Source organism: Variovorax sp. ZS18.2.2, from assembly GCF_024701975.1.
Classification (GTDB): domain Bacteria; phylum Pseudomonadota; class Gammaproteobacteria; order Burkholderiales; family Burkholderiaceae_C; genus Variovorax.
This window is the reverse complement of sequence record NZ_JANLNM010000003.1, coordinates 335670-357873: the sequence shown is the minus strand read 5'-3', so window position 1 is coordinate 357873 and position 22204 is coordinate 335670. Positions and strand designations below refer to the sequence as shown.

The 22204-nt window shown below is 63.9% G+C and carries 29 protein-coding genes and 1 tRNA gene; 16 read left to right on the top strand and 14 right to left on the bottom strand.

The genetic code is table 11. From position 1 onward, the window contains the following. Positions 1 to 27: 27 nt before the first annotated feature. From serS to NU688_RS15460, 3 genes are all read left to right on the top strand, one after another. Positions 28 to 1359, top strand: a complete 1332-nt coding sequence (serS, locus tag NU688_RS15470) for a serine--tRNA ligase (protein WP_257861577.1) — start codon at positions 28 to 30, stop codon at positions 1357 to 1359. 58 nt (positions 1360 to 1417) lie between these two features. Further along, positions 1418 to 1507, top strand: a tRNA-Ser gene (locus NU688_RS15465). A 176-nt stretch (positions 1508 to 1683) separates the two neighbouring features. Beyond that, the gene (locus NU688_RS15460; RefSeq protein ID WP_257861576.1) at positions 1684 to 2856 is read left to right on the top strand and encodes an integrase arm-type DNA-binding domain-containing protein; all 1173 of its coding nucleotides are present in this window, start codon (positions 1684 to 1686) and stop codon (positions 2854 to 2856) included. Here NU688_RS15460 and NU688_RS15455 read toward each other — a convergent pair. The 14 genes from NU688_RS15455 to NU688_RS15390 form a co-directional block, all read right to left on the bottom strand. Next, the gene (locus tag NU688_RS15455) at positions 2821 to 3039 is read right to left on the bottom strand and encodes an AlpA family transcriptional regulator (RefSeq protein ID WP_257861575.1); all 219 of its coding nucleotides are present in this window, start codon (positions 3037 to 3039) and stop codon (positions 2821 to 2823) included. The two genes, NU688_RS15460 and NU688_RS15455, sit on opposite strands and share 36 nt — an antisense overlap. Beyond that, positions 3036 to 3266: a hypothetical protein gene (locus tag NU688_RS15450; RefSeq protein ID WP_257861574.1), complete on the bottom strand. Its 231-nt coding sequence runs from the start codon at positions 3264 to 3266 to the stop codon at positions 3036 to 3038. The genes NU688_RS15455 and NU688_RS15450 overlap by 4 nt, the downstream gene beginning before the upstream one ends. Further along, positions 3263 to 3514 carry a hypothetical protein gene (locus NU688_RS15445; RefSeq protein WP_257861573.1) on the bottom strand — a complete coding sequence of 84 codons (252 nt, stop codon included), beginning with the start codon at positions 3512 to 3514 and terminating at the stop codon, positions 3263 to 3265. Before NU688_RS15445 ends, NU688_RS15450 begins: the two co-directional genes overlap by 4 nt. Continuing rightward, positions 3511 to 3942 carry a hypothetical protein gene (locus tag NU688_RS15440; protein ID WP_257861572.1) on the bottom strand — a complete coding sequence of 144 codons (432 nt, stop codon included), beginning with the start codon at positions 3940 to 3942 and terminating at the stop codon, positions 3511 to 3513. Before NU688_RS15440 ends, NU688_RS15445 begins: the two co-directional genes overlap by 4 nt. After that, entirely contained in the window at positions 3939 to 4973 is a 1035-nt protein-coding gene (locus NU688_RS15435; RefSeq protein WP_257861571.1) for a hypothetical protein, read from the bottom strand. Before NU688_RS15435 ends, NU688_RS15440 begins: the two co-directional genes overlap by 4 nt. Continuing rightward, positions 4970 to 7285 (bottom strand): ParB/RepB/Spo0J family partition protein, encoded by a 2316-nt coding sequence (locus NU688_RS15430; protein WP_257861570.1) that lies wholly within the window; start codon positions 7283 to 7285, stop codon positions 4970 to 4972. The genes NU688_RS15435 and NU688_RS15430 overlap by 4 nt, the downstream gene beginning before the upstream one ends. Before the next feature lie 15 nt (positions 7286 to 7300). Next, positions 7301 to 7528, bottom strand: coding sequence for a hypothetical protein (locus tag NU688_RS15425; RefSeq protein ID WP_257861569.1), 228 nt, complete (start codon positions 7526 to 7528; stop codon positions 7301 to 7303). Next, positions 7525 to 8229 carry a hypothetical protein gene (locus NU688_RS15420; protein WP_257861568.1) on the bottom strand — a complete coding sequence of 235 codons (705 nt, stop codon included), beginning with the start codon at positions 8227 to 8229 and terminating at the stop codon, positions 7525 to 7527. Before NU688_RS15420 ends, NU688_RS15425 begins: the two co-directional genes overlap by 4 nt. Continuing rightward, complete coding sequence (locus tag NU688_RS15415) at positions 8226 to 8522, bottom strand: ATP-binding protein (protein ID WP_257861567.1); 297 nt, start codon at positions 8520 to 8522, stop codon at positions 8226 to 8228. Before NU688_RS15415 ends, NU688_RS15420 begins: the two co-directional genes overlap by 4 nt. Before the next feature lie 9 nt (positions 8523 to 8531). After that, positions 8532 to 8915 carry a hypothetical protein gene (locus NU688_RS15410; RefSeq protein ID WP_257861566.1) on the bottom strand — a complete coding sequence of 128 codons (384 nt, stop codon included), beginning with the start codon at positions 8913 to 8915 and terminating at the stop codon, positions 8532 to 8534. Further along, the gene (locus tag NU688_RS15405) at positions 8912 to 9097 is read right to left on the bottom strand and encodes a hypothetical protein (RefSeq protein WP_257861565.1); all 186 of its coding nucleotides are present in this window, start codon (positions 9095 to 9097) and stop codon (positions 8912 to 8914) included. The genes NU688_RS15410 and NU688_RS15405 overlap by 4 nt, the downstream gene beginning before the upstream one ends. Then, entirely contained in the window at positions 9094 to 9228 is a 135-nt protein-coding gene (locus NU688_RS15400) for a hypothetical protein (RefSeq protein ID WP_257861564.1), read from the bottom strand. Before NU688_RS15400 ends, NU688_RS15405 begins: the two co-directional genes overlap by 4 nt. Then, the gene (locus tag NU688_RS15395; protein WP_257861563.1) at positions 9225 to 9599 is read right to left on the bottom strand and encodes a hypothetical protein; all 375 of its coding nucleotides are present in this window, start codon (positions 9597 to 9599) and stop codon (positions 9225 to 9227) included. Before NU688_RS15395 ends, NU688_RS15400 begins: the two co-directional genes overlap by 4 nt. Positions 9600 to 9981: 382 nt before the next feature. Beyond that, the gene (locus tag NU688_RS15390) at positions 9982 to 10650 is read right to left on the bottom strand and encodes a S24 family peptidase (protein WP_257861562.1); all 669 of its coding nucleotides are present in this window, start codon (positions 10648 to 10650) and stop codon (positions 9982 to 9984) included. Positions 10651 to 10726: 76 nt separating this feature from the next. Here NU688_RS15390 and NU688_RS15385 point away from each other — a divergent pair, with 76 nt between their 5' ends. The 13 genes from NU688_RS15385 (at position 10727) to NU688_RS15325 (ending at position 22140) form a co-directional block, all read left to right on the top strand. Then, the gene (locus tag NU688_RS15385; RefSeq protein ID WP_257861561.1) at positions 10727 to 11038 is read left to right on the top strand and encodes a hypothetical protein; all 312 of its coding nucleotides are present in this window, start codon (positions 10727 to 10729) and stop codon (positions 11036 to 11038) included. Between the two features lie 77 nt (positions 11039 to 11115). Then, entirely contained in the window at positions 11116 to 11499 is a 384-nt protein-coding gene (locus NU688_RS15380; protein WP_257861560.1) for a phage regulatory CII family protein, read from the top strand. Further along, positions 11496 to 11798, top strand: coding sequence for a hypothetical protein (locus NU688_RS15375; protein WP_257861559.1), 303 nt, complete (start codon positions 11496 to 11498; stop codon positions 11796 to 11798). Before NU688_RS15380 ends, NU688_RS15375 begins: the two co-directional genes overlap by 4 nt. A gap of 74 nt (positions 11799 to 11872) precedes the next feature. Further along, positions 11873 to 14461, top strand: coding sequence for a VapE domain-containing protein (locus NU688_RS15370; protein WP_257861558.1), 2589 nt, complete (start codon positions 11873 to 11875; stop codon positions 14459 to 14461). Between the two features lie 350 nt (positions 14462 to 14811). Beyond that, entirely contained in the window at positions 14812 to 15129 is a 318-nt protein-coding gene (locus NU688_RS15365; RefSeq protein WP_257861557.1) for a hypothetical protein, read from the top strand. After that, positions 15116 to 15520, top strand: coding sequence for a hypothetical protein (locus NU688_RS15360; protein ID WP_257861556.1), 405 nt, complete (start codon positions 15116 to 15118; stop codon positions 15518 to 15520). Before NU688_RS15365 ends, NU688_RS15360 begins: the two co-directional genes overlap by 14 nt. Before the next feature lie 46 nt (positions 15521 to 15566). Continuing rightward, positions 15567 to 15752 (top strand): hypothetical protein, encoded by a 186-nt coding sequence (locus NU688_RS15355; RefSeq protein ID WP_257861555.1) that lies wholly within the window; start codon positions 15567 to 15569, stop codon positions 15750 to 15752. A gap of 162 nt (positions 15753 to 15914) precedes the next feature. Beyond that, the gene (locus NU688_RS15350; RefSeq protein ID WP_257861554.1) at positions 15915 to 16274 is read left to right on the top strand and encodes an HNH endonuclease signature motif containing protein; all 360 of its coding nucleotides are present in this window, start codon (positions 15915 to 15917) and stop codon (positions 16272 to 16274) included. A 229-nt stretch (positions 16275 to 16503) separates the two neighbouring features. After that, a complete protein-coding gene (locus NU688_RS15345; protein ID WP_257861553.1) occupies positions 16504 to 17058 on the top strand; it encodes a P27 family phage terminase small subunit in 555 nt (184 codons plus the stop codon). Continuing rightward, on the top strand, positions 17058 to 18755 hold the full coding sequence (locus tag NU688_RS15340) for a terminase large subunit (protein WP_257861552.1): 1698 nt from the start codon (positions 17058 to 17060) through the stop codon (positions 18753 to 18755). The genes NU688_RS15345 and NU688_RS15340 overlap by 1 nt, the downstream gene beginning before the upstream one ends. Then, on the top strand, positions 18752 to 20107 hold the full coding sequence (locus NU688_RS15335) for a phage portal protein (protein ID WP_257861550.1): 1356 nt from the start codon (positions 18752 to 18754) through the stop codon (positions 20105 to 20107). The genes NU688_RS15340 and NU688_RS15335 overlap by 4 nt, the downstream gene beginning before the upstream one ends. Then, entirely contained in the window at positions 20073 to 20834 is a 762-nt protein-coding gene (locus tag NU688_RS15330) for a head maturation protease, ClpP-related (RefSeq protein WP_257861549.1), read from the top strand. The genes NU688_RS15335 and NU688_RS15330 overlap by 35 nt, the downstream gene beginning before the upstream one ends. Positions 20835 to 20910: 76 nt before the next feature. Further along, positions 20911 to 22140 (top strand): phage major capsid protein, encoded by a 1230-nt coding sequence (locus NU688_RS15325; protein WP_257861548.1) that lies wholly within the window; start codon positions 20911 to 20913, stop codon positions 22138 to 22140. Positions 22141 to 22204: the final 64 nt, after the last annotated feature.

Here is a 22204-nt window from a genome sequence, read left to right as displayed (position 1 = left end):
ACATCGCGCCCCACCTAAAATCGGCAGATGCTCGACATCACCCTGCTCCGAAAAGACTTGGCCTCCGCTGTGGCCGGCCTCGAAAAACGCAAGAAGAACCAGCCCTACCTCGATGTGTCGGCGTTCAGTGCGCTCGAAGCCGAACGCAAGACCGTCCAGACCCGCACCGAGGAAATCCAGGCGCGCCGCAACACGCTGAACAAGCAGATCGGCCCGCTCAAGGCCAAGGGCGAATCGACCGATGCGCTGATGGCCGAGGTCAACGCGCTCAAGGCCGAGCAGGAATCGCAATCCAAACGCCTCGAAGAGATCCAGCCCGAGCTGCAGGCCCTGCTGCTCGCCGTGCCCAACCTGCCGCACGCCAGCGTGCCGGTCGGCGAGGACGAGACCGGCAACGTCGAAGTGCGCCGCTGGAGCCCGCAAGGCGGCGCCGGCGCCAACGCCAAGCCGCTGGGCTTTGCCGCGAAGGACCATGTGGACCTCGGCGCACCGCTGGGCCTCGACTTCGAGATGGGCGCCAAGCTCGCCGGCTCGCGCTTCAGCGTGATGAAGGGCCCGATCGCCCGGCTGCACCGCGCGCTCGCGCAGTTCATGCTCGACACCCAGACCGAGAAGCACGGCTATGCCGAGTGCTACGTGCCCTACATCGTCAACGCCGCCACATTGAGCGGCACCGGCCAGCTGCCCAAGTTCGAAGGCGACCTCTTCGCCGTGAAAAAGGGCGGCCAGGACGGCGAGCCCGCGCCGGACCATTCGGCGCTGTACCTCATCCCGACCAGTGAAGTGCCGCTGACCAATTTCGTGCGCGACGAGGTGGTGGCCGAGTCGCAATTGCCGATCAAGCTCACGGCGCACACGCCATGCTTCCGGTCGGAAGCCGGCAGCGCGGGGCGCGACACGCGCGGCATGATCCGCCAGCACCAGTTCGACAAGGTCGAGATGGTGCAGATCGTCCACCCCGAGACGAGCTACGACGCGCTCGAACAGATGACCGGCCATGCCGAGGTCGTGCTGCAGGCGCTGGAACTGCCGTACCGCGTGGTGCTGCTGTGCACCGGCGACATGGGTTTCACCGCCGCCAAGACCTACGACCTGGAGGTCTGGCTACCGGCGCAGGACACCTACCGCGAGATCAGCTCGGTCTCGAACTGCGAGGCCTTCCAGGCGCGCCGGCTGCAGGCGCGTTTCAAGAATGCGCAGGGCAAGAACGAACTCGTGCACACCCTGAACGGCTCCGGCCTGGCGGTGGGGCGCGCGCTGGTGGCGGTGCTCGAAAACCACCAGAACGAGGACGGCTCGATCAACGTGCCGGCCGCGCTGCGGCCTTACATCGGCGGACTGGAAGTGTTGCGCGGTTGAGCGTGCGGGCTTCAAAAGACCCGTTTTTATCCGCTATAATCGTAGGCTCGACAGCACCGGAGAGGTGGCAGAGTGGTCGAATGTACCTGACTCGAAATCAGGCGTACTAGCGATAGTACCGAGGGTTCGAATCCCTCCCTCTCCTCCAAGAATGGCCCCGCAAGGGGCTATTTTTTCGCCTATTCCCCACCGAAACCGCTGCAGAATCAACGCCTTAGCCGTTTCTCTGCCCCTGCGTTCCGGTCAATTCCCCACCTTCAAACGCCGTCCCACACCGGCAACCGGTAGGCATCCGTGTAGGCATTGAGCGGCATCCGATTCACGATGCCTACAAACACGCTCACCGATCACCTCTGCAAGACGGCCAAGCCGACGGCCAAGGACCGCAAGATCTTCGACGGCCACGGCCTCTATCTCTTCGTCAGCGCCAAGGGCGCGAAGGTCTGGCGGATGGCCTATCGGGTCGACGGCAAGCCGAAAACGAAGTCTCTGGGCGACTATCCGCTGCTCAGCCTGGCTGAAGCGAGGGTCCGATGCGCTGAGCTGCGCAAAGGCCTCCAGGCGGGGGTAGTACCGACAACCAAGAAAAAACGCGCTGCATCGACGTTCTGGCAAGACTGTGAGGCTTTCTGGAATGGAAGGCAGGACGTCTCCCCTGACTATCGGGCGAATGCGCTGCGCGGCATCGAGCTCCATCTCAAGCCCAACCTCGGTGACCTGGCCACCGCAGAGATCGATCGGGGGATGCTGCTGGCCGAGCTCAACCGCATGGACGCCGGCGGCAAGTTCGTCTACGTGCGCAAGGTCCGTATGTGGGTGTCGCAGGTCTTCGACTGGGCGGTGGAGCAGGAGCTGGCCAGCATCAACCCGGCCGAGCTGATCAACCCGAAAAAGGCCTTCGGTCGACGCAAGGTGAAGAACCACGCCTCGCTCGAGCTGGCTGAGGTTCACGAGTTCGTCCGCCGGCTCGGGTTCGAAAAGGATCTCAACTCGGTGCTGGCCTGCAAGTTCCTCGCTTACACGTGGGTGCGTACCAACGAAATGCGGATGATGAAGTTCGACGAGGTCGACGGCGACACCTGGTTGATCGGCGGCGAGCGGATGAAGCGCGACAAGGATCACATCGTGCCGTTGTCGCGCCAGGCGCTGGAGATCCTCGAAAAGATGCGGGCCCGCCGGCGGCCGGGCTGCGACTACGTGTTCCCAGCCGATCACCGGATCGATCGGCCGATCAGCGAGAACGGCGTGCTAGCGCTGATCGCTCGGCTTGGCTACAAGGGGGAAATGACGGGACACGGGTGGCGCTCGATAGCGTCGACGTGGGCCAATGAGGAGGGCTACGGCGCGGATGCCATCGAGAGGCAGCTCGCGCACTCACCTGAAGACAAGGTGAGGGCGGCCTACAACCGCGCCGAATACATGAGAGAGCGCAGGCCCATGCTGCAGGCCTGGGCAGACTGGTTAGAGAAGCCCTATGCCGGCAGCGCGGAGGGTTGAGAGGCGCCAGCCCATCGTCTTTTGGCTGATGTGGACGTCGGGCGGCGGGATCTTCTTTGCCTTGAGCCAACGGCGCACGGCTTCAGAGCCAACGCCGGTCATCTGGCACAGCTCGCTGCGATAGATCACTCGATCTTCGGCAGGGGCGGCGGCCGCCGCTGATTGGTCGACGGTATCGGTCATAGCAAACTTCCTTGTTGCCCTTCGGCACGTGCGACCTGGTCGATCGCAACTTTCATCACGCGCAGGTAATCGGCCGACGGCCGCTTGTCGACCTCCTGGCCAGGACGGTAGTGGCGCCAGATCTCGCGCTGCTGCGTCAGAGGCACCATGGCCCAGTGCTTACCGCACATCAGGTACTTCGGGGGCACGGCCTTGTCGCAGCCGTCGGCATGGCACGTGTGCGTCATGCGCGAGCTCCGAAGAGAGTGGGAAAGGCGCGGCGCTGCGGATCTGCGGACTTGTCGAGCCGGCGCGGATTGAGCTGTTCGCGGTAGCAGGCCTTGCAGCAGTAGAAGAGGCGGTGGACGCCTTCGGGATCGCCGAAGAAGAACTCGCGATCGGCCGGCCACCATTCATCGCACTTCGTGCACAGCTTCTCGACGCCATCGACCGTCTCGCGCAGGCGTGGGTGAGTCACAGGGGAAGCGGTGCTCATGCCAGAACTCCCTGCAACTGGTCGACGTGGCCGGCGGGTAGGCACATCGCTTGAATGATCGGCGGCTTGGGCACGTAGCGTTGGGCCTCGGCCGCGCTGAGCTGTAGCAGCTGCCACTCGTGCAGATCCACCGCAGTCATGATGTGGTCGATCTCCTGCAGGTAGAGTTCGGCGGCACGCCAGGCGCCCGTGGCCATGGCACGCTGTGCGATCGCCTGCAGCGCGATCTGGGCGCTGTGAAGGTGTTCGGACACGCCGAGGGGCATGACCCGTTTCTCGAGGACCTGGGCGGCCTGGACTGAACTGCGGACCTGGTCCCATTGAACCTCAGTCGCGACGCCTACACGCAGCGCCTTAGCGGCCACCCGCAGCGGCCGCATCGAAGTCTCAAGCTCCGAGGGCGTCAGGAGGACAGACGTGCGCGTCACGTCGGCCCGCCTTCCGCTGCGGTCCCTGTACCGGCGGGACGCACCCAGCATTGCACCGGGCCGTCCTCTGTGTCGTAGGCGCCGAGCAGAAACCAGCCATTGCCGGTGGGCGGCTGCAGCTCCCAGAAACTGAAGTCACCATCCCATTGCGCCTCGAGACGATCCTGGACAGCTTGCGGAGCCTCGTCGCGCGTCACGACGATGTGATCTAGTCCGGCCGCGTCGAGCAGCGGGACATACGAAGTATCTGCAGGCAAGTCATCGAGAACCGAGTGCCACCACTGGCCGAGCTTGTCGCGGTGCACTTCTTCAGCCGAGATCTCCGGCGCACAGCTGCTGCATAGGCCTTTGCGCTTGTTGCGATCGACCCAGAGCCAGCTGCAACTGCCGACGCATGCATGGCTGTCAGTGCAGCCGCAGGTGACGCAGCTTGCCTCACCTGGCGAGCCACTCTCGAGTTCGCGATCGAGGCGCTCGATCTCGGCGAGGATCAGTGCGCCAGCTTTCACGAGCTCCTGCCGGCGATCACCTTCTTTGGGAGCCCAGCCTTCCGGGACGATTGCCGTGCCGAAGGTGTCGCCGTATCCCGTCTCCGTCGCTGGCCAGTCGCGTGCACCTGGTGGCATTGCGTAGAAGCATGCGAGGGCGGCGATCTCATCATTGACGTGCCCGTCGTCGTGCTCCGTCGTCCAGCCCTCTTGGCTTTTCTGACGCTCTCGCTCTGCGAGCACGTCGAGCACCGCTTGGGTTTGTGGGGGCGCGCTGGCATGCGGGGCGCACTGGACTTGTTGCGCCTCGACCAGCAGCAGCGCCGGCGGCATCGTCCGACCCACGATCGACAGAACCACCTTACTGCCGGCCGCGATCGCCGCGAGCTCGACAGCATCGGGTTCCCAGAACGACCAGACGCATGGCACACCATCCATTACCTGGTCGGTGATGCCGAGATCATCGACCGGAATACCGGTGTGATCCCAGCCTACAGGCGCGCCGAGGGTGCGGGTGTTCGAAGGGTGATGGGTGGGCTTCATGCCAGCACCTCGAGCTCGTTGGTGGCGAACGTGTCGACGAGCTCCGCATCCTTCGTCGTGGCCGAGAGAGTCACCTGCCAGCCCTCGTCGGTGCAGGCGCCTACCTCGCCCTCCCGCCACATCAGCTTGTTTCGCGACTCCAAGAAGCTCTTCGGGTGGATTCGAACCTTGCTGCCGATCACCGGATCCGCGGTGTAGTGCTCCAGCTGGTTGGGCAGGACGATCACCAGTTCATGCGAGCGCGGCCCGTGGCGCAGGTGCACGCGATCGTCGTCGCCGAGGCCGATCACGCGGCCGACCTTGCCGATGGTCTTGAGCGCTTTCCCGCCGGCGCTCTTACTGCCGGCCTTGACCCTGACCAGTTGACCAAGGCTGAAAGTGGGCGCGAGCGCGGCAGGTGCCGCGCCTTCCTCTTCGTCTGCGCCGTCAGGCGCCTGGTCCTGTCCCTGAGCGGCTTCAGCCGCTCCACCTTGCCCTGCGCCGTCAGGCGCCTGGTCAAGTGCCTGCAGCTGCTCAGCGATCTGCATCTGCACCTCTTCGGCCGAAGGCTTCCTCGCGCGTACCTTCTGCGCCGCAGGCGAGGCGGTCGATTTTTTTGCCTTGGCCGTTTTTACCGGCTTGGTTTCCGGAGCCGACGCCTCTTGGGCTTCGGCATCGGCGGCTCGTTCTTCGCTCTCGATTGCGCGCTTCGTCTCGGCGCAGATCTCGCTGACGTCGACGTTTGCGATGTACAGGATCTCGAACAACGCAGTGCGCGGGCCTTGGCGGGCTGCGTTGTCATCTGCCCATGCGCCGTAGCGCTCGGCGGAACGATGCAGCATGTAGCGAAGCAGCAGGCGAGGCACTTCCTGATCAGGCGTCGCCGCGATCGCCGAGTCCAGCTTGTGGATATTGCCGCCAAGGATGGTATGCAGCGCCTCTCTTGCCTCGTAGTTGTCATCCTCCTCATCGATCAGCCATGCGCGAATCAGGTCAGGCGTGCCGACAGCGGAATCGCGCTGCAGGGCTTCATCGGCACGCGCCAGCGCAGCAGCTCGCCAGCGCTCGATGTACTCCTGGCGCTCCTCGATCGGCTTCACCGCTTGTACGAGCTTGGTTTTCTCAGAGTCCGCAGCATTGCGCTTCTCGCGTTTGGCCGATCGCGACAGACCCTGCTCGCGAACGATGCGTTTGACCTTGTCGATGGGCAGTGCCTCGAAGACTTCGCCCGACTCCGGATGCTTCACGAGCACGGGCTCCGGGCAGTGCTTGCCGAGGGCCTTGCGCAGCGAGGAGCCGTCAAGCTCAAGGTTGTAGTCGGGGTACAGATCCAGCATGTAGTAGCCCTTGAGCCACTCCCTCGAATCTGTCTTGCTCAGCTTTGCGGCCTGGACCTGGTCGATGACCTTCTTGCCCTCGCGCTGGGCTTCTTCGAATCGTCGGTCCGCGGCCGTTCGTTGCTTGTCGTGGTAGCAGGTTGGGTCCGTGCAGAGATCTGCACTCTCGACATCGGCAAACAGATCCGGGTTCGCGCCCGTTCGCTTTGGGCACTCGGGGCACGCGCCGGCGCCGTCGCGCAGCGTCACGTCCTTGATGTCGAAGCTTGTGCGCTTGAGCGACAGCATTACATTGGTCTGCAGCCATTCCTGCAGGTCCTTGACGCTGAGCGCGCGGCCGTAGTTGTCACTACCGGTGGCTTGGCCGAGAGCCTTGATCTGAAGCTTCTCGTCGGGAATGCGGGCGATCAGCAGCGCCTTGCTCGGATCGATCTCGCCTCTTCGCAGCGCCTCGCGGCCGGCGGTGTTCAGGTCCAGCAGCTTGAGTCGCGCGTAGACGTACGCGCGGCTTTTGCCGATCTTGCTGCCGATCTCTTCCTTCGGAATGCTGACCTGGTCGACCAGGCGCTGGTAGCCCTCCGCCTCCTCGAGCTCGGTGAGATCGGCGCGCTGCAGGTTCTCGACGATCTGCGCCTCGAGCACTTGTGCGTCGGTCATGCGCCGCACCAGCGCCGGGACCGTGGCCTTGCCGGCCAGCTTGCATGCGCGCCAGCGGCGCTCGCCGGAAATGAGCTCGTGCGTCTCGCGCTGGGTCCGGCCGAGCTTGCGGCTCGTTTCGTCGAGACGCGCGGCGGGCAGGGGGCGCACGAGGATCGGCTGGTGGACGCCGCTGGCCTTGATGCTCTCGGCGAGCTCTGCCAACTTCGCGTCGTCGAAGATCGTGCGCGGGTTGGTGAGGCTGGAGACGATGACGTCGACGTCGAGCAGCATGAACTCGCCGGCGTCGAGTTGAGCATCAGAAACTTCGACTTCGTCGATGGGTGAATCGAGGGACATGAGGATCTCCGCGGCTCACGCCGCATTGGTGAGCGCGGGCGGCTCGGTGTTGTCGGCGGCGCAGGGGCCGGCGGGGAATCTCTGGCGGCCGTTCTGGAGGCTGGGCAGCGCCATCGCGTCGTAGGCGCCTGGCCGGGTGCAGGTGCGGCCGAGCTCGGGGCACGTGTAGCTGCCGGCCATGACGGGCGGCGCACCGTTCGCGCGGGCGTACGGCATGCGTGTGGTGGCGTAGCGGTCGTTCATTCGGGCACCGATACGGTCGTACCTGCGATGCCGGCCTCGAGCGAGAGAAACTCGCCGAGGACCAGCTGCTGCAGGTGGCGCATGTCGTGACTGTTCGAAAGCACGGCATCGGGTGCGAAGCAACTGCCGTCCGTGGCGCTGGCATGCGTCCCTTCCGCGGTCGTGGTGCCGTCGATGCCGGGGCGCTTGACTTGCCAGATCTGTCCACCCAAGGCGCGCACTATCTCGGCCTCGTTCTGGAACCGCAGGTCTGTGAGCGCAAAGCGGCTTTCGCCGTCACGCATGCAGTCGATCACGCGCTGGAACAATTGCCGCGACCAATATTTGTCGTGCTCGCGACGGCGGTACTCCGTGCCCCACCACTGCATGATCTGGCGAGGTGACCGGGGTTGATCCAGCCACTCCGCTGTCACGCGTCCTGTGCGATCGCGAGCGACGACATCGTGTGCAAGCGAAACGGCAGCAAGGAACCCGATCGGCGCGCGCCGCATTGCCAGCGCCGGCATCGGATTGTTCTTCGTGCTCGGATGAACGAGATAGGAGATCTCGACACCGAAGGCGTTGGAGACCTCGCCGCGCAGCGCGTCAGCGAAGGCGAGCTTGCGGAATCCCAAGTGCTCCACCAGCAGATCCGCGATGGTGTCCTTGCCGACGGCTGCGTAGCCAGCCAAGGCGATGATGTGCTTCTTGTTCGCCATCATTTGGCCTTCCGAACGTAGGCCAAGGCTTCCTTGAAAGAGAAGACGCGGCGGCCACCGACGAAGCGGGCGGGCACGGTGTTGGTCAGGTACAGCACACCGATGTTGTCGCGATGCTGGCCGTCCCAGTCGTCCACGATCTTGTCCAGCTTGAAGCCGGCGCGGAGTTCCTCCGCGTGCCGTGTCTTCCCGCACGCCGGCGGGCCGTACACGATCACGGACTTCATGACGTGGCGGTCGGGGAACGACCGAGGCGGTTGAGCGCCATAGGGGGTGCGGATGAAGGCGATCGCCATGCGGACCTTTCAATGGGAGGGGAGGAGGGCCACGCTGGCGACGTGCGGGAAGATGGTCCGCATGTCGTCGATCGGCGTGGTGACGGTGACGCGCGCGCCCTTTTTCAAGGTCGCGGCAATGCCCTCGGCCTGCTTGCGCGCGGCCTCGGTGTAGATCCACTTGGCGTGGACGGTTCGATGGACACCGCTGAGCGGCCGGACTTCGACCCAAAGGACGGGCCGAGGGTGAGAGTCCGTCCCGACCAGCTGGGTGCGGACTTCGGCATCCGAGATCAGCTCGCCTTGAAAGACGAGCATGACCGCGTGCATGTCGGGCCCGTTTGCTAGGTCAACGCCTCCGAACATGTCGGGCTCGTCCGCTTGTGCAGACGTGTGCACGGCGTCTTCCATCACGGTGCGGCTCCCGGCAGGCCGGAGAGCGCGAGCGCAATGCCGACCAGCGAGAAGGTGGAGACAACGAACGCGGTGAGCAGGACCTTCGCCACGGCGACAAGGCGTTCCATCGGTGTGAAGCGCGGCTCTTCACGAGGTGCCACGAGCTCCTCGAGCTGGAGCGGATCGAGGAGGCGTCTCATGGCTTGCACCCGGGCGAGCGCTGGACCACGCGCGTGTCCCAGTCGGCTCTGTTGGCTTCGTCGATGGCGTCGACCACGCCATACAGAAACACGAGGCCCACGATGCCGACCGCGATCGCGAAGGCCTTCACTGGGGCACCTCTACTAGGTTGCCGAAGTCATCAACCGTGCTGAAGCCTGAGGTGTGCCAGGAGCGGCCACTTTCATCAAAGCGCTTGGCCGACCACTCGTACAGGCCCGGGCGGGACCAATTGCTGTGACGCTCCCATGTGAAGGCCGATATGCGGGTGCCAGCGTGTGGCGTCCATGCGAAGTCGCCGTATGCAGACACCCAAGGCGCACCGGTGTCAGGGACCAGAAGGTGCAAGAGGCCGGGGCAGTTGGCCCGGCGCAGCTGCTGGATAAGCGGTGCGACGCACTGCTCGGGATCGTCCTCAAAGCCTTCGAGGAAGTCGATGCACCTGTCGAGCAGCGTGTTCAGCGGCTGTGTCGCCGCACTCACGATGCGTGCTCCAACCGTTCTACTGCAGCGACTGCGCAGCCGGTCTTCTTGTGAGCCTTGCGCACAGCGGCCTCGCCGTCCACCGCCTTCAGATCAATGAAGGGAAGAACACCGTTTTCAGTGTTGCTCGGTGAGCCGTACCGGTCGACCGGAGAGTAAAAGCACCGATAGGCCCTCGGGACGGGCGCGTTCGCCTTGCGGCGGACGCTGACAAGATTCGTAGCTCCGAATGGCATTGTTCACTCCAAGAGGCGCTGCGACATGCGGCGCTGGAGTGAACTGTAGCGAAAGCTACATCTTCATGCAATAGCAAAAGCTATTGTTCTGTTCGGTGGGGCAGAGAGCGACTAGGTTTGCTACGGCCCGATGTGGTGGGATGGCCCTAGATCCGTTCACTCTGCCTATGGACGATCCGGCCAACGATCAGGCAGGAGTCGCCTCGGCATTCCTTCTTTGGGTAGCGACGTTGATCCTGATTGTCTGAAGACAGCCACCAGGTTCCGCTCTCCCGAATCAAGCGCTTGACGACCGGCTCGCCCTCGAAGTTCACGGCATAAACCTCGCCGTCCTTCGGTTCCGTGTCCGCTGTGTTGGCCACCACAACGTCATCGTGGAACAGGGTCGTTTCCATGCTCTGTCCGCTGACCCTGACGGCCACCAAGTTGTATGACTTGAGACCGCGTCGACGGAGCCAGTCAGAGCGGAAAAAGATCGGTGCAGCTTCAGTTTCATCGGGCTCGACCGCGAACCCGTTGACGCCAGCTTGCAACCGAAGCCGCACCACGCGCACGGGTTCGAGATCTGGATGTGTGTCGAGCTCCATCACCTCGCCACCGCTCACAGACTTACTGAACCAATCCCGCGCTTCATGCATTTCGTGCACTGCCGCGATGGTCTTTTCAGTTATCGGCCGCACGCCTTTGATCATCTGGCCTACGAACGCGCCGTCCTTATAGCCGAGCCGGCGCCCCAGCGCGGCATTGCCGCCCAGCTTCTGTGCGAGCGCTTGAAGGCGCTCGCGGCGCCAGAGCGTGAGGTCGTCCATGTCCATGCTATGCACAGTAGCACCTGCTATAGAAGCATTTGCTATTTGACGATGAATAGCAAACGCTATAGATTCGCTTCCTATGAACCTCAACGATTACCTGCAACTCCCGGACTCTCGCTCGGTATCCGAGTTGCGCGTCCTGATCAAGGCGAAGAGCGAGGCCCAGATCCGTCAATGGCAGCACGGCTATGCCGGCAGACGGCCCAACTGGGCCAATCGGGTCGCACTGGAGCACGCCACGGGCGGCAAGGTGAACGTCGAGGAGTGGGGCGCGGATTGCAAATGCACGCGGCTCGCTGATCCGGCCTGGCCGCATCCAGGCGGCCGCCCTTTGTTGGACATCGAAGTTGCCAAGTCGAAGGCGGAGGCCTGGCCAACAGCGGTGGTTTGAACTCGTCAGATTGCTTTGCATGAAAGCAGTCTCTTTTTTTCGCCTGTTTTTGACATGGCAACACATGGCAATCCGAAATGTCATCCATTGCACACCCCAATCTGACTGTCTCGTTTGACCCCGCGCTTCCCGAGCATTGGGGGAGTCTCCGCGAGTACATCGCCTTCCGTGTCCAGGACCAGAGACTGAACGCGGCGAACCTTGCGAGCAAGATGGATCTCAGCCCTTCGACCCTCTCGCGTAAGCTCAAGCAGCCCGAAGGCGACACGCAGCGGCTGAACTGCGACGATCTTGAGGCCTACATCAAGGCGACCAAGGATGTTGGCTCGGTGATCGCCTACCTCGTGGCGAAGTACATGGAGTCTCCTGAAGCCAGGAGTGCACGCGCGCTCATCCGCTTCGAAGAACTCGCGGGTGAACTCAACGAGGTGATAGCCGTTATTAAGGCGGGGCGGGTATGAGGCCCGCCGGAGAAGTACGCCAGGCACTGTTCGACGCAGCCCTGGCGCTGACAACCCCTGAGCGCTCGCCGACCCTGCTCGAGCTGGCGCACTATGCGCAGGTGGGGTACGTCGCCGCACGGCGAACCGTAGACAACATGCGGCGTGCTGGGATCCTGGTGCCCGTGCGCGATCGCAAGGTCGACTATCGAAACAGGCCTGTGGCTGAGTACTGCCCGCGCAAGCGGCTGCAGCAGGCGAGCGGCACGAAATGCCCGCTTCGTGAGGCTTTCGCGACCTGGTCGGTTTCGATCGTCTGATGCCTCGCGCACCACTTCCCCCCATCAACTTCCGGGCTCTGGCCGATGCGCTTCTAGCGCAGGCACGAGACCTGGTGCCGGACTGGATCCGCGGCGGCTATGTCCGCGGCAGCGAGTACATCTGCGGCTCCCTCTCAGGTGGAGAGGGGGACAGCTGCGCCGTCAATCTCTCGACAGGCAAATGGGCCGACTTCGCCAGCTCCGACCAGGAGAAGGGCAACGACCTGGTCAGTCTCTACGCGGCGATTCATTCGCTCACGATGGCCGAGGCGGCGATCCAGCTGGCCGACGACCACGATCTGCATGAACTGGCCGGCATCGTGAAGCGGCCAGGCGACGGCGCTCCGCGGCCGCCGCGCCCGCCACCTCCACCGCCGGCACCTGCGCAGCGAGAGAAGGAGCAGTGGGCCACGAGGCTGCCGGCGCCGCCGGACGCACCAGCGCCGACCTTTTGGCACTACCACCGGAAGCCTGAGGACATCGTTCACAAGGCGGAGTACCGCATTGACGGAGCCCTGCTCGGGTATGTGGTGCGCTTTCGCACATCGGACGGTGGCAAGGACACGCTGCCCTATACCTGGTCGGTCAGCCTGCGTGACAACTCGATGATGTGGAAGTGGCGCAGCTGGGATCCGCAGCGTCCACTCTTCTATCCAGGCGGAGCGCATCCAAACGACCGAACGGTCATCGTCGTCGAAGGCGAAGTCAAGGCCGAGGTGCTGCAGAGGTTGCTCGACGCCGGCGCACCGGGTGTCTATTGCGTCGTGAGCTGGCCCGGCGGGTGCAATGGCTGGAAGAAAGCCCGTTGGGAATGGCTGGCGGGTAGCACCGTGCTGCTCTGGCCCGATTGCGACGCAAAGCGCGAGAAGCTGACCAAACTGGAAACGGCGCAATGCCTCCAAGCGGCGACCGTCGCGCCCGAGATCGCCCTGCAGATTGCCCAGGCGGCCAAGCCGCGGCTCAAGCCGGAGAAGCAGCCGGGCATGGAAGCGATGCTTTCCATCGGTGCTCTGCTGCGTGACACCCATGCGTGCACCGTCTCGATGCTGCCGATCCCTGCGCCGGGCGACGTGCCTGACGGGTGGGACTGCCGCGACGCCATCGAGGTCGACGGGTGGACCTTTGACCAGGTCGTCGGTTTCTTCGCTCGTGCTCAGCCGCTGCAGGCACCCGTAGCGGCTCCCGTCGCGGCCGCTCCCTCTTCTGACGCGGGCGCCGGCGCCGGCGGGCGCGGTGGTGGATCAGACGGATCCGCGCGCGAAAGTCCCGCTGACGCTGGGGACGAAGATGACGGGAAACTGCCGTGGTGGCTCAAGCCGTACTGGGACGGGGAGAAGGGCAGGTGGCTGGTTTCGCGCAAGCTGGTGATCGCGGCCCTCTTGAACGACGAGGCGCTCGTGGGGGTCCTTGGTCTCAACCAGCTGAGCAACAACATCGATGCACGGCGCCCGTGGCCGTGGCCGCACGCGAAGGCGGGGCCGATCACCGGCGCCGTCGACCTTCTGCTCGGCCGCTATCTCAGCAAGACCTACGGCCTGCCAAGCATCAACCGCGCGGCATTGATGGAAGCCATCGAGACGGTCGCGCACGAGAACCCTTTTCATCCGGTGCAGGAGTACCTGACGGGTCTGCCGGAGCCCGACCCGGATGCCAAACCACTGATCGACAAGTGGCTCGTTTACGTGATCGGCGAGACGCCGAAGACGATCAAGCCCGAAGTCTTCGAATACCTCTGCTTGGTTGGGCGCTTCTGGCTGCTCGGCATGGTCAATCGCATCATGGAGCCGGGCTGCAAGTTCGACTATTGCCCGGTGCTCGAGGGCCCGGGCGGCATGCGCAAGTCGACCATGGTCGAGACGCTGGCCAGCTCGGCCTACTTCAGCGACACGCACTTCGACGTGAGCCGCGGCAAGGAAGGCCAGGAACAGGTGCAGGGGCTCTGGCTGTATGAGATCGCCGAGCTGGCGAACTTCGGCAAGTCCGAGATCAACATCATCAAGGCCTTCATCTCGGCGAAGGTCGACCGATACCGGCCAAGCTACGGCCGCGTGGTCGAAGCGTATGCCCGCCAGTGCGTGCTGGCCGGCACGACGAATGAACGTACCTACCTGCGGGACCGCACGGGGAATCGGCGGTTCTGGCCTGTGCCCGTCCGGCACGTGATCGATATCGAATGGCTGCTGCGGAACCGCGACAAGCTCTTTTCCGAAGCCTTCGCGCTGTACCTGAAGGCTGAGCCTTTCACTCCCACGATCGACGTCGAGGAGCGCCTGTTCTTCCCGATGCAGGAAAGCCGTCTTGTCGAGACCGCAGTGCTCAGTGAACTGCTGCACGTCTTGACCAGGCCGCCGATGGCGACGGGCATCGGCGCGATCGTCAACGAGCTCACACCGTTCGTCACGATCTCACAGCTCACCTCGGCCCTCGGCGTCGATGCGGCGAAGAGCAACGCATCGCTCGAGGGGCAGATCCGCAGCTGGATGGAGCACGAAGGTTGGGAGCGCTGCAAGAAGCAGCAGAACGGTGTTCGTGCGTGGGGATATGAGCGGCCCAAGGATTGGCCGCCCTACGAAACCGAAGAGGGAGCCACTGTGCCCACATCCGCGCCGGCGCCCAAGCTGCCGGCCAACGACTATGGAGACGCCGACGATGCGCCGTTCTGACCAACAGGTCACGGCGCAACAAACGCGCCGTATCGCAGACACCGCCAGACGCAAGATTGGCAGCGGTGTGCCCGAAGGGCTGGGAGGCAAGCGCCCCCACTGCGGTGCGGTAGCGGGGAAGTCGACGCACGCGCCTATGACCTGAGTGTCCACGTGTCCACGGTGGCCAGGAGTTCCCATGGAGCTCTAGCGGCTTGCTTCTTCCTCCGGTTTGGGGGTTGCAGCCGCTGCATTGTCCACCGCGCCATTTCCAAAGCGGGCGCCCGTACACAGAGGCGTGCAGACGTGTGCACTCGCGCGCGCACAGCCCCTCGATCTCACGTATTTCTTCTATAGGAAGGTTTGGACACATGGACATCATGACTTCAGATCAGGCGATGACCGTCGCCGAAGTGAACGCCCGGCTCGGATTCATCAAGGACCGCATGCCTAGGACCTACCGGGCCATCCAGGAGAAGGCCGCTGTGGTCGGCAAGGAAGCGTATGCACTGGTTCGGCGCGGCATTCGCGGCGAGCCGAACTGCTTCTTCGCTTGCGAACGAGACCACAAGGCCGGGACACCGTGGGACGCGGCGGTGCCGACTGACGTCGCCCGCCTAGTCGAGCGCTACGGCATGACCTTCGTGTGCATGTGGCCCGAGCCGAAGGGGACTGATGGCACGCATTGAATGGGTGAAAGCGCGGCTGGACAACTGGGCGCGATGGCGATGCCAGATGGCAGGCAATGGCCTCGGCTTCTCGTCGCAGTCGTCGTTCCTCAACGATGCACCCGGCACAGAGCGCGAAGCGAAGATCCCGCTCGATGAGATCGAAGCCTCGGTGACGCACGAGGGCATCGAGGCGCTCAAGCTGTCGAGGCCGCATGTGTACGAAGTGCTCTATTGCATGTACCCGTTCGGGCTGGGCGTCAGCGGCACATGCCGGCGCCTTGAGTGCGACCGATCCAACGTGTATGCGCTGCTCGATGTCGCGGACCGGCTGCTCGCAACCTGGTTCTCGGAGCGGGCCGAGAGGCAAGAGGCGACACGCGCGGCGATAAAAAGGAGTTTTACGACATAGACACTTTTGTTAGATTTCAGTCAGTCGGTGAAAAATGGATTAACAGATGGCCTATCAGGGTTTCTCTCCAAAGCTTGAACTGGCGAAAGCATTCGCGAGGGCCAAGGTGTCGAGCGCACCGATAAGCGAAGCCGAGAAGGTACGGCGCAAACAACTGGCGCAGGCTCGTGCCGACAGGCGCCTCGAAGAGAACTTGGCTCAGCGTGCGCTGGTCGAGAGCCGAAGAACCTAAACCATCGCGACACACACATGCACCCGCCCTCGGCAACGACGGCGGGTTTTTCTTTGTCGATCATCGGGAGGGTCCGACGCCACAGCATTGCTGACGGCACCGGCTAAGCGGGCGAGGCCGACCTGCCTGGTGATCATTGCCTGCGCCTCAACGAAAGCACCGATGCCGACAGCTGCCCCGCGACCATGCTCACATCCCGGCTGTCATGTGCTGGTGCGTGATGGCACAGGCAGATGCGAGAAGCATCCGCGTCCGGTCTGGACCAAGCCGAAGAAGGCAGCGACCAAGCGCATCACAGGTCGACGGCTGCAGCGCATGCGAGAGGAACTGTTCCGACAGAACCCTTTGTGTGTGCGCTGCCAGGAGCTCGGCCTGGTTGCGCTGGCGACGCAGCGTGACCACATCGTCTCGCTCGAAGAAGGCGGCGAGGACAACCCGGCCAACACGCAAGGCCTGTGCGATGAGCACCACGAAGAGAAGTCACTGGCCGAGCGCCTGAGAGGTCGCACACGAGGCCGTTGAGCGAGCGTGCCCATTGCCTGGCCCGTAGCGGCGAGCGCGCTGTGGGCCTTGCGGTGACCGCGCAGGGGCATCCCTGGCCCATGCCGAGCATGGGGGGGGTGGTCAAAACCCTGGGGTCGCAAGGCGGAAACCGATCGGTTCCCCAAATTTTTACGCACGCAGGTTAAAGGGGGTGGGGGGTCTCCACCTCTTGGCCTGCAGGCGGTCATTCTTCCGAGGTCTATGAATCATGAAGCGAGGTCCAGCACCGAAGCCGGCGGAGCTGAAGGTCCTCGAGGGCAATCGCGGCCACCGCCCGATCGACCTCGGCGCAACCTTCCGCCCCGAGGTGGGCATGCCCTCGATGCCCAAGGACCTGAGTGCAGGTGCGCGCAAGGTGTTCAAGCGCCTTGGCCCGGAGTTGCTGCGCTACAACCTCATGTCGGTCGTGTACAGCGACATCTTCGAGGACCTTTGCGAGACGATCTCCGACGTGAAGGAGCTGCGGCACTCCCTGCGTGCGCGTCAGAAGCTGCTGCGCGAACAGGGCAAGGATCCTGCAGAGGCTTTCGAAGCGACCACCCCTGGCGGCATGCCTGTGCAACACCCGCGCTACCAGATCCTGAAGAGCGAACGGCAGATGATGTATTCGCTGCTCGCAAAGTTCGGACTGACGCCAGCTGAGCAGGCAAATGTCACGACCGCGATCCGCGCCCAGCTGCAGCTCTTCGAAGGCGGCGGCGCCGAGCCCACCAAGGCCAAGGACCCGAACGCAGTCCCGACCGGCTTCGCTGACTTCGACTGATGGCCACCTACGCGGAACGCGCGCTGGCGTATGCACAGCGGGTGGTCGACGGAAGGGAGACCGCGGGCAAGTTCGAGCGGCTCGCGTGCAAGCGCTATCTGCGAGATCTCGAACGCCAGGGCACGCCCGAATTTCCGTTCATCGTCAATGACCGCGCCGGCTCTCGCGAGTGCCAGTTCATCGAGCTGCTCAGCCACATCAAGGGCGAGTGGGCCAAGCCGATCTACGTTGACGGCCGGATCACGTACGCGAAGATCAGGCTGGAGGACTGGCAGGTCTTCATCGAGTACAACCTGTTCGCCTGGGTCCACATGGACACAGGCCTTCGACGTTTCCGGCGCAGCTACGAAGAGATCGCCCGGAAGAATGCGAAGAGCACGCGCGTCGCGGGCCGGCAGCTGTACCTGTGCTTCGCGGACCACGAGCCAGGCGCCCAGTCGTACAGCGCGGCGACCACGGGCGAGCAGGCGCGGGAGGTGTTCGACACCGCCCGCGAGATGGTGCTGCGCGACTCGGAGTTCCGGCAGCGCTTCGGTGTCACGGTAGGCCGCCACGACATCACGGCTGCGCACAACGCGAGCACGTTCAAGGTGCTCAACGCCGAAGCGTCGACGCAGGACGGACTGAACGTCCACTCGGCCGCCGTCGACGAGGTGCACGCGCACAAGAAGCGCGACCTGTGGGACGTGATCGAGTCGGCCGACGGCTCCCGATCGCAGCCGATGATCAGTGCGATCACGACGGCCGGGAAGGACATGTCGGGCATCTGCTACGAGCTGCGCGGCTACACGATCAAGGTCCTGGAGGGCACTCACACCGACGAGACATGGTTCGGCATCATCTTCACGATCGACGAAGGCGACGACTGGAAGGACCCGAAGGTCTGGCGCAAGGCCAATCCGAACCTCGGCATCAGCGTGAAGGTCGACAAGCTGATGGCGGCCTGCAGCAAGGCGCAGGCGACGCCGAGCGCGCGCGGCAACTTCCTCACGAAGCACTTGAACGTGTGGACCAATGCCGGCGTGGCCTGGATGGACATGGAGTACTGGGCCCAGTGCAAGGACACCAGCATCCGCGAGGAGGACTTCAAGGGCGAGGTGGGATACGGCGGCCTGGACCTGGCGGAGAAGAAGGACTTCGCGGCGAAGGCGAAGGTGTTCGAGCGGGCTGGCTTGTACTACCTCTTCGTGACCCTGTACCACAACGAATATGCGGTGCAGGAGAGCTCGAATGCGCAGCTGCTCGGTTGGGTCGAGGAAGGCTACGTCAAGGTCAATGAGGGCAACCTCACCGACTTCGACGTCATCGCGGACGACCTGCGCGCTGACGCCAAGCTGCACCAGCTCGAGGAGGTCGCGTTCGACCCCGCGCTGTCGATGTACTTCGCCCGCAAGCTGCTCGACGAAGGCTTGCCGCTGGTCGAGATCCAGCAGAAGGCGATGTACTTCACGCAGGTCCTGCTGCAGCTGGAGAACCTCGTGCTGGCCGGGAAGATCCGGCACGACGGCAACCCGGTGCTCACCTGGATGATCAGCAACCTGGTCGTGAAGAAGAGCAAGTTCAACGAGCTGCTCAGCCCGACCAAGGACCGCGAAGACGACAAGATCGACGGCGCCCTGGCTGCGCTGATGGCATTCGGTCGCGCGCTGGGCATGGAAGTCAGCGACGAAGTTCAACAAGGATTTGTATCGCTATGACAACCACGCTTGACCTCCAGGCCAAGGCGCACGGCTCGCGCGTGCTCGCCGAGTGGGCCGCAGCGCGACCTGGCGCGCCGGCGCGCATGGGACTGGTGAGCAACCATACCTCCGACAGCACGCTGATCATGAGCTCGGATCCGAAGATCACGGAGTTCTTCGGCGCCGGTAGATCGGCGGCAGGCATGAGCGTCACGCCCGAAAGCGCGATGCGCGTGTCTGCCGTCTACCGCGCAGTGACGCTGATTTCAGGCGCGATCGCCTCGCTGCCGCTCCACATCTACCGTCGTACGAACGGGATCACCGAGCGGGTCGAAGATTCGGATCTGTGGTTTCTGCTGAACGAGCAGCCGACGGACCGCTACATGGCGGCTTCCCACTGGGAGGCCGTCGGCGCGAATACCCAGCTGCGCGGCGATTCGTTCACCTTCATCGGGCGCAGCCGAAGCGGCCAGATCCGCGAGCTGGTGCCGCTGCCGTGGTCCAGCGTGGTGGTCGAGCGAGACCAGGCCGCCGAGCGCAATGGCGTCGATCGGCTGAAGTACTACCTGCAGGACGGCCTGCGCACCTGGGGCGCGGACCAGGACGACATGCTGCATTTCCCGGGCTTTGGCTTCGACGGCTTGCGCAGCAAGAGCGTGATCCAGCACGCGGCGCGTAACGCGGCTGGGGCGGCGATGGCTATGGATGAGTACAGCGGCAAGTTCTTCGCCGGCGGCGCTCATCCTTCGATCGTGCTCGAGTCGGCGAACAAGATGAGCCCGGACCTGATCAAGGACTTGGCGGCATCGTTCGCCGAGAAGTACAGCGGCGTGCACAACGCCCACGAGAAGCCGCTGATCTTGACCGAAGGCATCAAGGCCAACACGCTGAGCATCGATGCGCAGGACTCTCAACTGCTGGAAGCCCGGAAGTTTCAGGTCGTGGACATCGCGCGAGCATTCGGCGTGCCGCCCCACCTGATCGGCGAAACCTCGGCTGCGACCAGTTGGGGCAGCGGCATGGAGGAGCAGGGCAAGGCCTTCGTCATCTTCACGCTGAACCCGCACCTGAACCGGATCGAGCAGGAGCTCAACCGCAAGTTCTTCCGACGAGCCGGCCTGTACGTCGAGTTCAACCGAGACGCGCTGCTGGAGAGCAACAGCGAAGGGCAGTCGAAGCTCTTCAGGGCGGCGCTCGGAGGCCCGGGCCAAGGACCTGGCTACATGTCCGTCGACGAGATCCGCAGGAAGAAGAACCTGCCACCGATGGGCGGTCGCTGCGCCGAGGTCTATTTCCCGCCGGAGAAAACGGCATCTCAACCCAAGGAAGAGTCCGATGAGGAACCAAAAGCTCCTGCAGCTGCTGCGTGACAACAGCACGACCGAGCGCAAGCCGCTGAACCTCGTTCGCAACGAGGCAGACAACGACGCGACGCTCTACATCTACGACGTGATCGACGCCTGGTGGGGCGTGGCCGCCGCCCAGGTTGCCCCTCAGATCGCGGCCCTCGACCCCTCGACCACGCTGCACGTGCGGGTGAACAGCCCGGGCGGCGACGTGTTCGAGGGGCGCGCGATCCGCACCGCGATCAAGCAGTTCAAGGGCAAGACGATCGGGCACATCGACGGCCTGGCGGCCAGCGCTGCGACGACGGTCGTCGATGCCTGCGACGAGATCGAGATCGTCGAGGGCGGCTTCTACATGATCCACAACGGCTGGACCATCACCTGGGGCAACAAGCACGAGATGCGCAAGACAGCCGACCTGCTCGACAAGGTCGACGGCGCCATCGTCGCGGACTATGCGAAGCGCACCGGCCTGGATGTCGCCCAGCTGGTCAAGTGGATGGACGACGAGACCTGGTTCGATGCATCCGAATCGATCGAGCATGGTTTTGCGAGTCGTCTCGCTGCGGACCCCGACAAGGCCGCGGTCGAGGACGCAAGCGGCCGTCGATGGAACCTCTCGGCGTACGAGAAGGCCCCGAAGGCGCTGATCGCCCCCGCAACCCCGCCGGCAGACCCGGACCCCGAACCCGACTTCGCAGCCCAGCGTGCTCGCAACGAGCGCCGACTGCGGGTTTTCCAGATCGCCTGACGCTCTCGCGCAGCGACCGGCCGCCTTTCGAGGCGGCTTTTTTTTGACAGCTCATCCACACTCGAAAGGAATTTCCATGAGCATCCAAGCACTCCGGGAGCGTCTCTCCGCTCTGAACAAGGAAGGCAAGAAACTGCTGGCCGACAAGGGCGACCAGACCTGGTCGAAGGAAGACCAGGCCAAGTTCGACGGCCTGATGGACGATGCCGAGCGCACGCAGCGCCAGGTCGAGGCGCACCAGCGCATGCTGGACAACGAGGCCGAAAACAATTTCGACGACGCCGAACGCAAGAGGAAGGGACCTCGCGACGAGAAGGTCGAGGGCTTCGAGATCTTTCTGCGCAAGAAGGATCGCGACATGTCGAGCGAGGAAGCGCAGAAGGTGCGAAATGCCATGAGCACCACGACTGGCTCGGAAGGCGGCTACACGGTGCAACCGATCGTGGCCAAGACGCTCATCGAGTCGCTCAAGAGCTACGGCGCCATGCGCCGCGCGGCCGAGACCATCCAGACCGAAAACGGTGTGGACATGAGCTGGCCCACCACCGACGGCACGGCGGAAGAAGGCGAGATCGTCGCGCAGAACGCGTCTGCGTCCGACCAGGACATCGGCTTCGGCACTCGCCCGCTGAACGTCTACAAGTTCAGTTCGAAGGTCGTTACGGTCCCGATCGAGCTCCTGCAGGACTCGGGCATCGACATCATCGGCTTGGTCAATCGTCGGCTGCGTACTCGCATTGGCCGGATTCAGAACCGCCTGTTCACGATCGGCACCGGTACCGGGGAGCCGACAGGTCTGGTGACTGCTGCGACGGTTGGGAAGGTCGGGGCGACTGGTCAAGTTGCGACGGTGCTCTACGACGACTTTGTCGACATCGTCGACTCTCTCGACGTCGCGTATCTCGAACCCGAGCCGGGCGACGACGGCGCTGCGGACGTTCGGCCGGGCTGGATGTTCTCCCAGGCGGTGCGCAAGGTGGCGCGCAAGATGAAGGACACCGCCGGCCGGCCGATCTGGACGCCGAGCTACGACGCGGGCATCTCCGGCATGGGTGCGGACGAGCTGCTGGGCTATCCGGTCGACATCAACAATTACATGCCTGCGCCCGCGGCCAACGCGAAATCGATCGCGTTCGGCTCGATGCGCAACTACAAGGTGCGTGATGCGATGGAGGTGACCTTCTACCGCTTCGACGACAGCACCTATGCGAAGAAGGGCCAGGTGGGCTTCCTTGCCTTCTGCCGCTCGGGCGGCAACCTGATGGATCTGGGCGGGGTGAAGACCTACCAGCATCCGGCGACCTGATCGACGCGCCGGCGCCGATGCTTGCGGGCCGTGCAGACGTCTGCACGGCCTTTCTTTTTTCCAT

Coding starts and splice junctions, on each gene's coding strand:
- serS (WP_257861577.1), top strand. CDS start 28: ATGCTCGACATCACCCTGCTCCGAAAAGACTTGGCCTCCGCTGTGGCC.
- NU688_RS15460 (WP_257861576.1), top strand. CDS start 1,684: ATGCCTACAAACACGCTCACCGATCACCTCTGCAAGACGGCCAAGCCG.
- NU688_RS15455 (WP_257861575.1), bottom strand. CDS start 3,039: ATGACCGATACCGTCGACCAATCAGCGGCGGCCGCCGCCCCTGCCGAA.
- NU688_RS15450 (WP_257861574.1), bottom strand. CDS start 3,266: ATGACGCACACGTGCCATGCCGACGGCTGCGACAAGGCCGTGCCCCCG.
- NU688_RS15445 (WP_257861573.1), bottom strand. CDS start 3,514: ATGAGCACCGCTTCCCCTGTGACTCACCCACGCCTGCGCGAGACGGTC.
- NU688_RS15435 (WP_257861571.1), bottom strand. CDS start 4,973: ATGAAGCCCACCCATCACCCTTCGAACACCCGCACCCTCGGCGCGCCT.
- NU688_RS15430 (WP_257861570.1), bottom strand. CDS start 7,285: ATGTCCCTCGATTCACCCATCGACGAAGTCGAAGTTTCTGATGCTCAA.
- NU688_RS15425 (WP_257861569.1), bottom strand. CDS start 7,528: ATGAACGACCGCTACGCCACCACACGCATGCCGTACGCCCGCGCGAAC.
- NU688_RS15420 (WP_257861568.1), bottom strand. CDS start 8,229: ATGATGGCGAACAAGAAGCACATCATCGCCTTGGCTGGCTACGCAGCC.
- NU688_RS15415 (WP_257861567.1), bottom strand. CDS start 8,522: ATGGCGATCGCCTTCATCCGCACCCCCTATGGCGCTCAACCGCCTCGG.
- NU688_RS15405 (WP_257861565.1), bottom strand. CDS start 9,097: ATGAGACGCCTCCTCGATCCGCTCCAGCTCGAGGAGCTCGTGGCACCT.
- NU688_RS15390 (WP_257861562.1), bottom strand. CDS start 10,650: ATGGACATGGACGACCTCACGCTCTGGCGCCGCGAGCGCCTTCAAGCG.
- NU688_RS15385 (WP_257861561.1), top strand. CDS start 10,727: ATGAACCTCAACGATTACCTGCAACTCCCGGACTCTCGCTCGGTATCC.
- NU688_RS15380 (WP_257861560.1), top strand. CDS start 11,116: ATGTCATCCATTGCACACCCCAATCTGACTGTCTCGTTTGACCCCGCG.
- NU688_RS15375 (WP_257861559.1), top strand. CDS start 11,496: ATGAGGCCCGCCGGAGAAGTACGCCAGGCACTGTTCGACGCAGCCCTG.
- NU688_RS15365 (WP_257861557.1), top strand. CDS start 14,812: ATGGACATCATGACTTCAGATCAGGCGATGACCGTCGCCGAAGTGAAC.
- NU688_RS15360 (WP_257861556.1), top strand. CDS start 15,116: ATGGCACGCATTGAATGGGTGAAAGCGCGGCTGGACAACTGGGCGCGA.
- NU688_RS15355 (WP_257861555.1), top strand. CDS start 15,567: ATGGCCTATCAGGGTTTCTCTCCAAAGCTTGAACTGGCGAAAGCATTC.
- NU688_RS15350 (WP_257861554.1), top strand. CDS start 15,915: ATGCCGACAGCTGCCCCGCGACCATGCTCACATCCCGGCTGTCATGTG.
- NU688_RS15345 (WP_257861553.1), top strand. CDS start 16,504: ATGAAGCGAGGTCCAGCACCGAAGCCGGCGGAGCTGAAGGTCCTCGAG.
- NU688_RS15340 (WP_257861552.1), top strand. CDS start 17,058: ATGGCCACCTACGCGGAACGCGCGCTGGCGTATGCACAGCGGGTGGTC.
- NU688_RS15335 (WP_257861550.1), top strand. CDS start 18,752: ATGACAACCACGCTTGACCTCCAGGCCAAGGCGCACGGCTCGCGCGTG.
- NU688_RS15330 (WP_257861549.1), top strand. CDS start 20,073: ATGAGGAACCAAAAGCTCCTGCAGCTGCTGCGTGACAACAGCACGACC.
- NU688_RS15325 (WP_257861548.1), top strand. CDS start 20,911: ATGAGCATCCAAGCACTCCGGGAGCGTCTCTCCGCTCTGAACAAGGAA.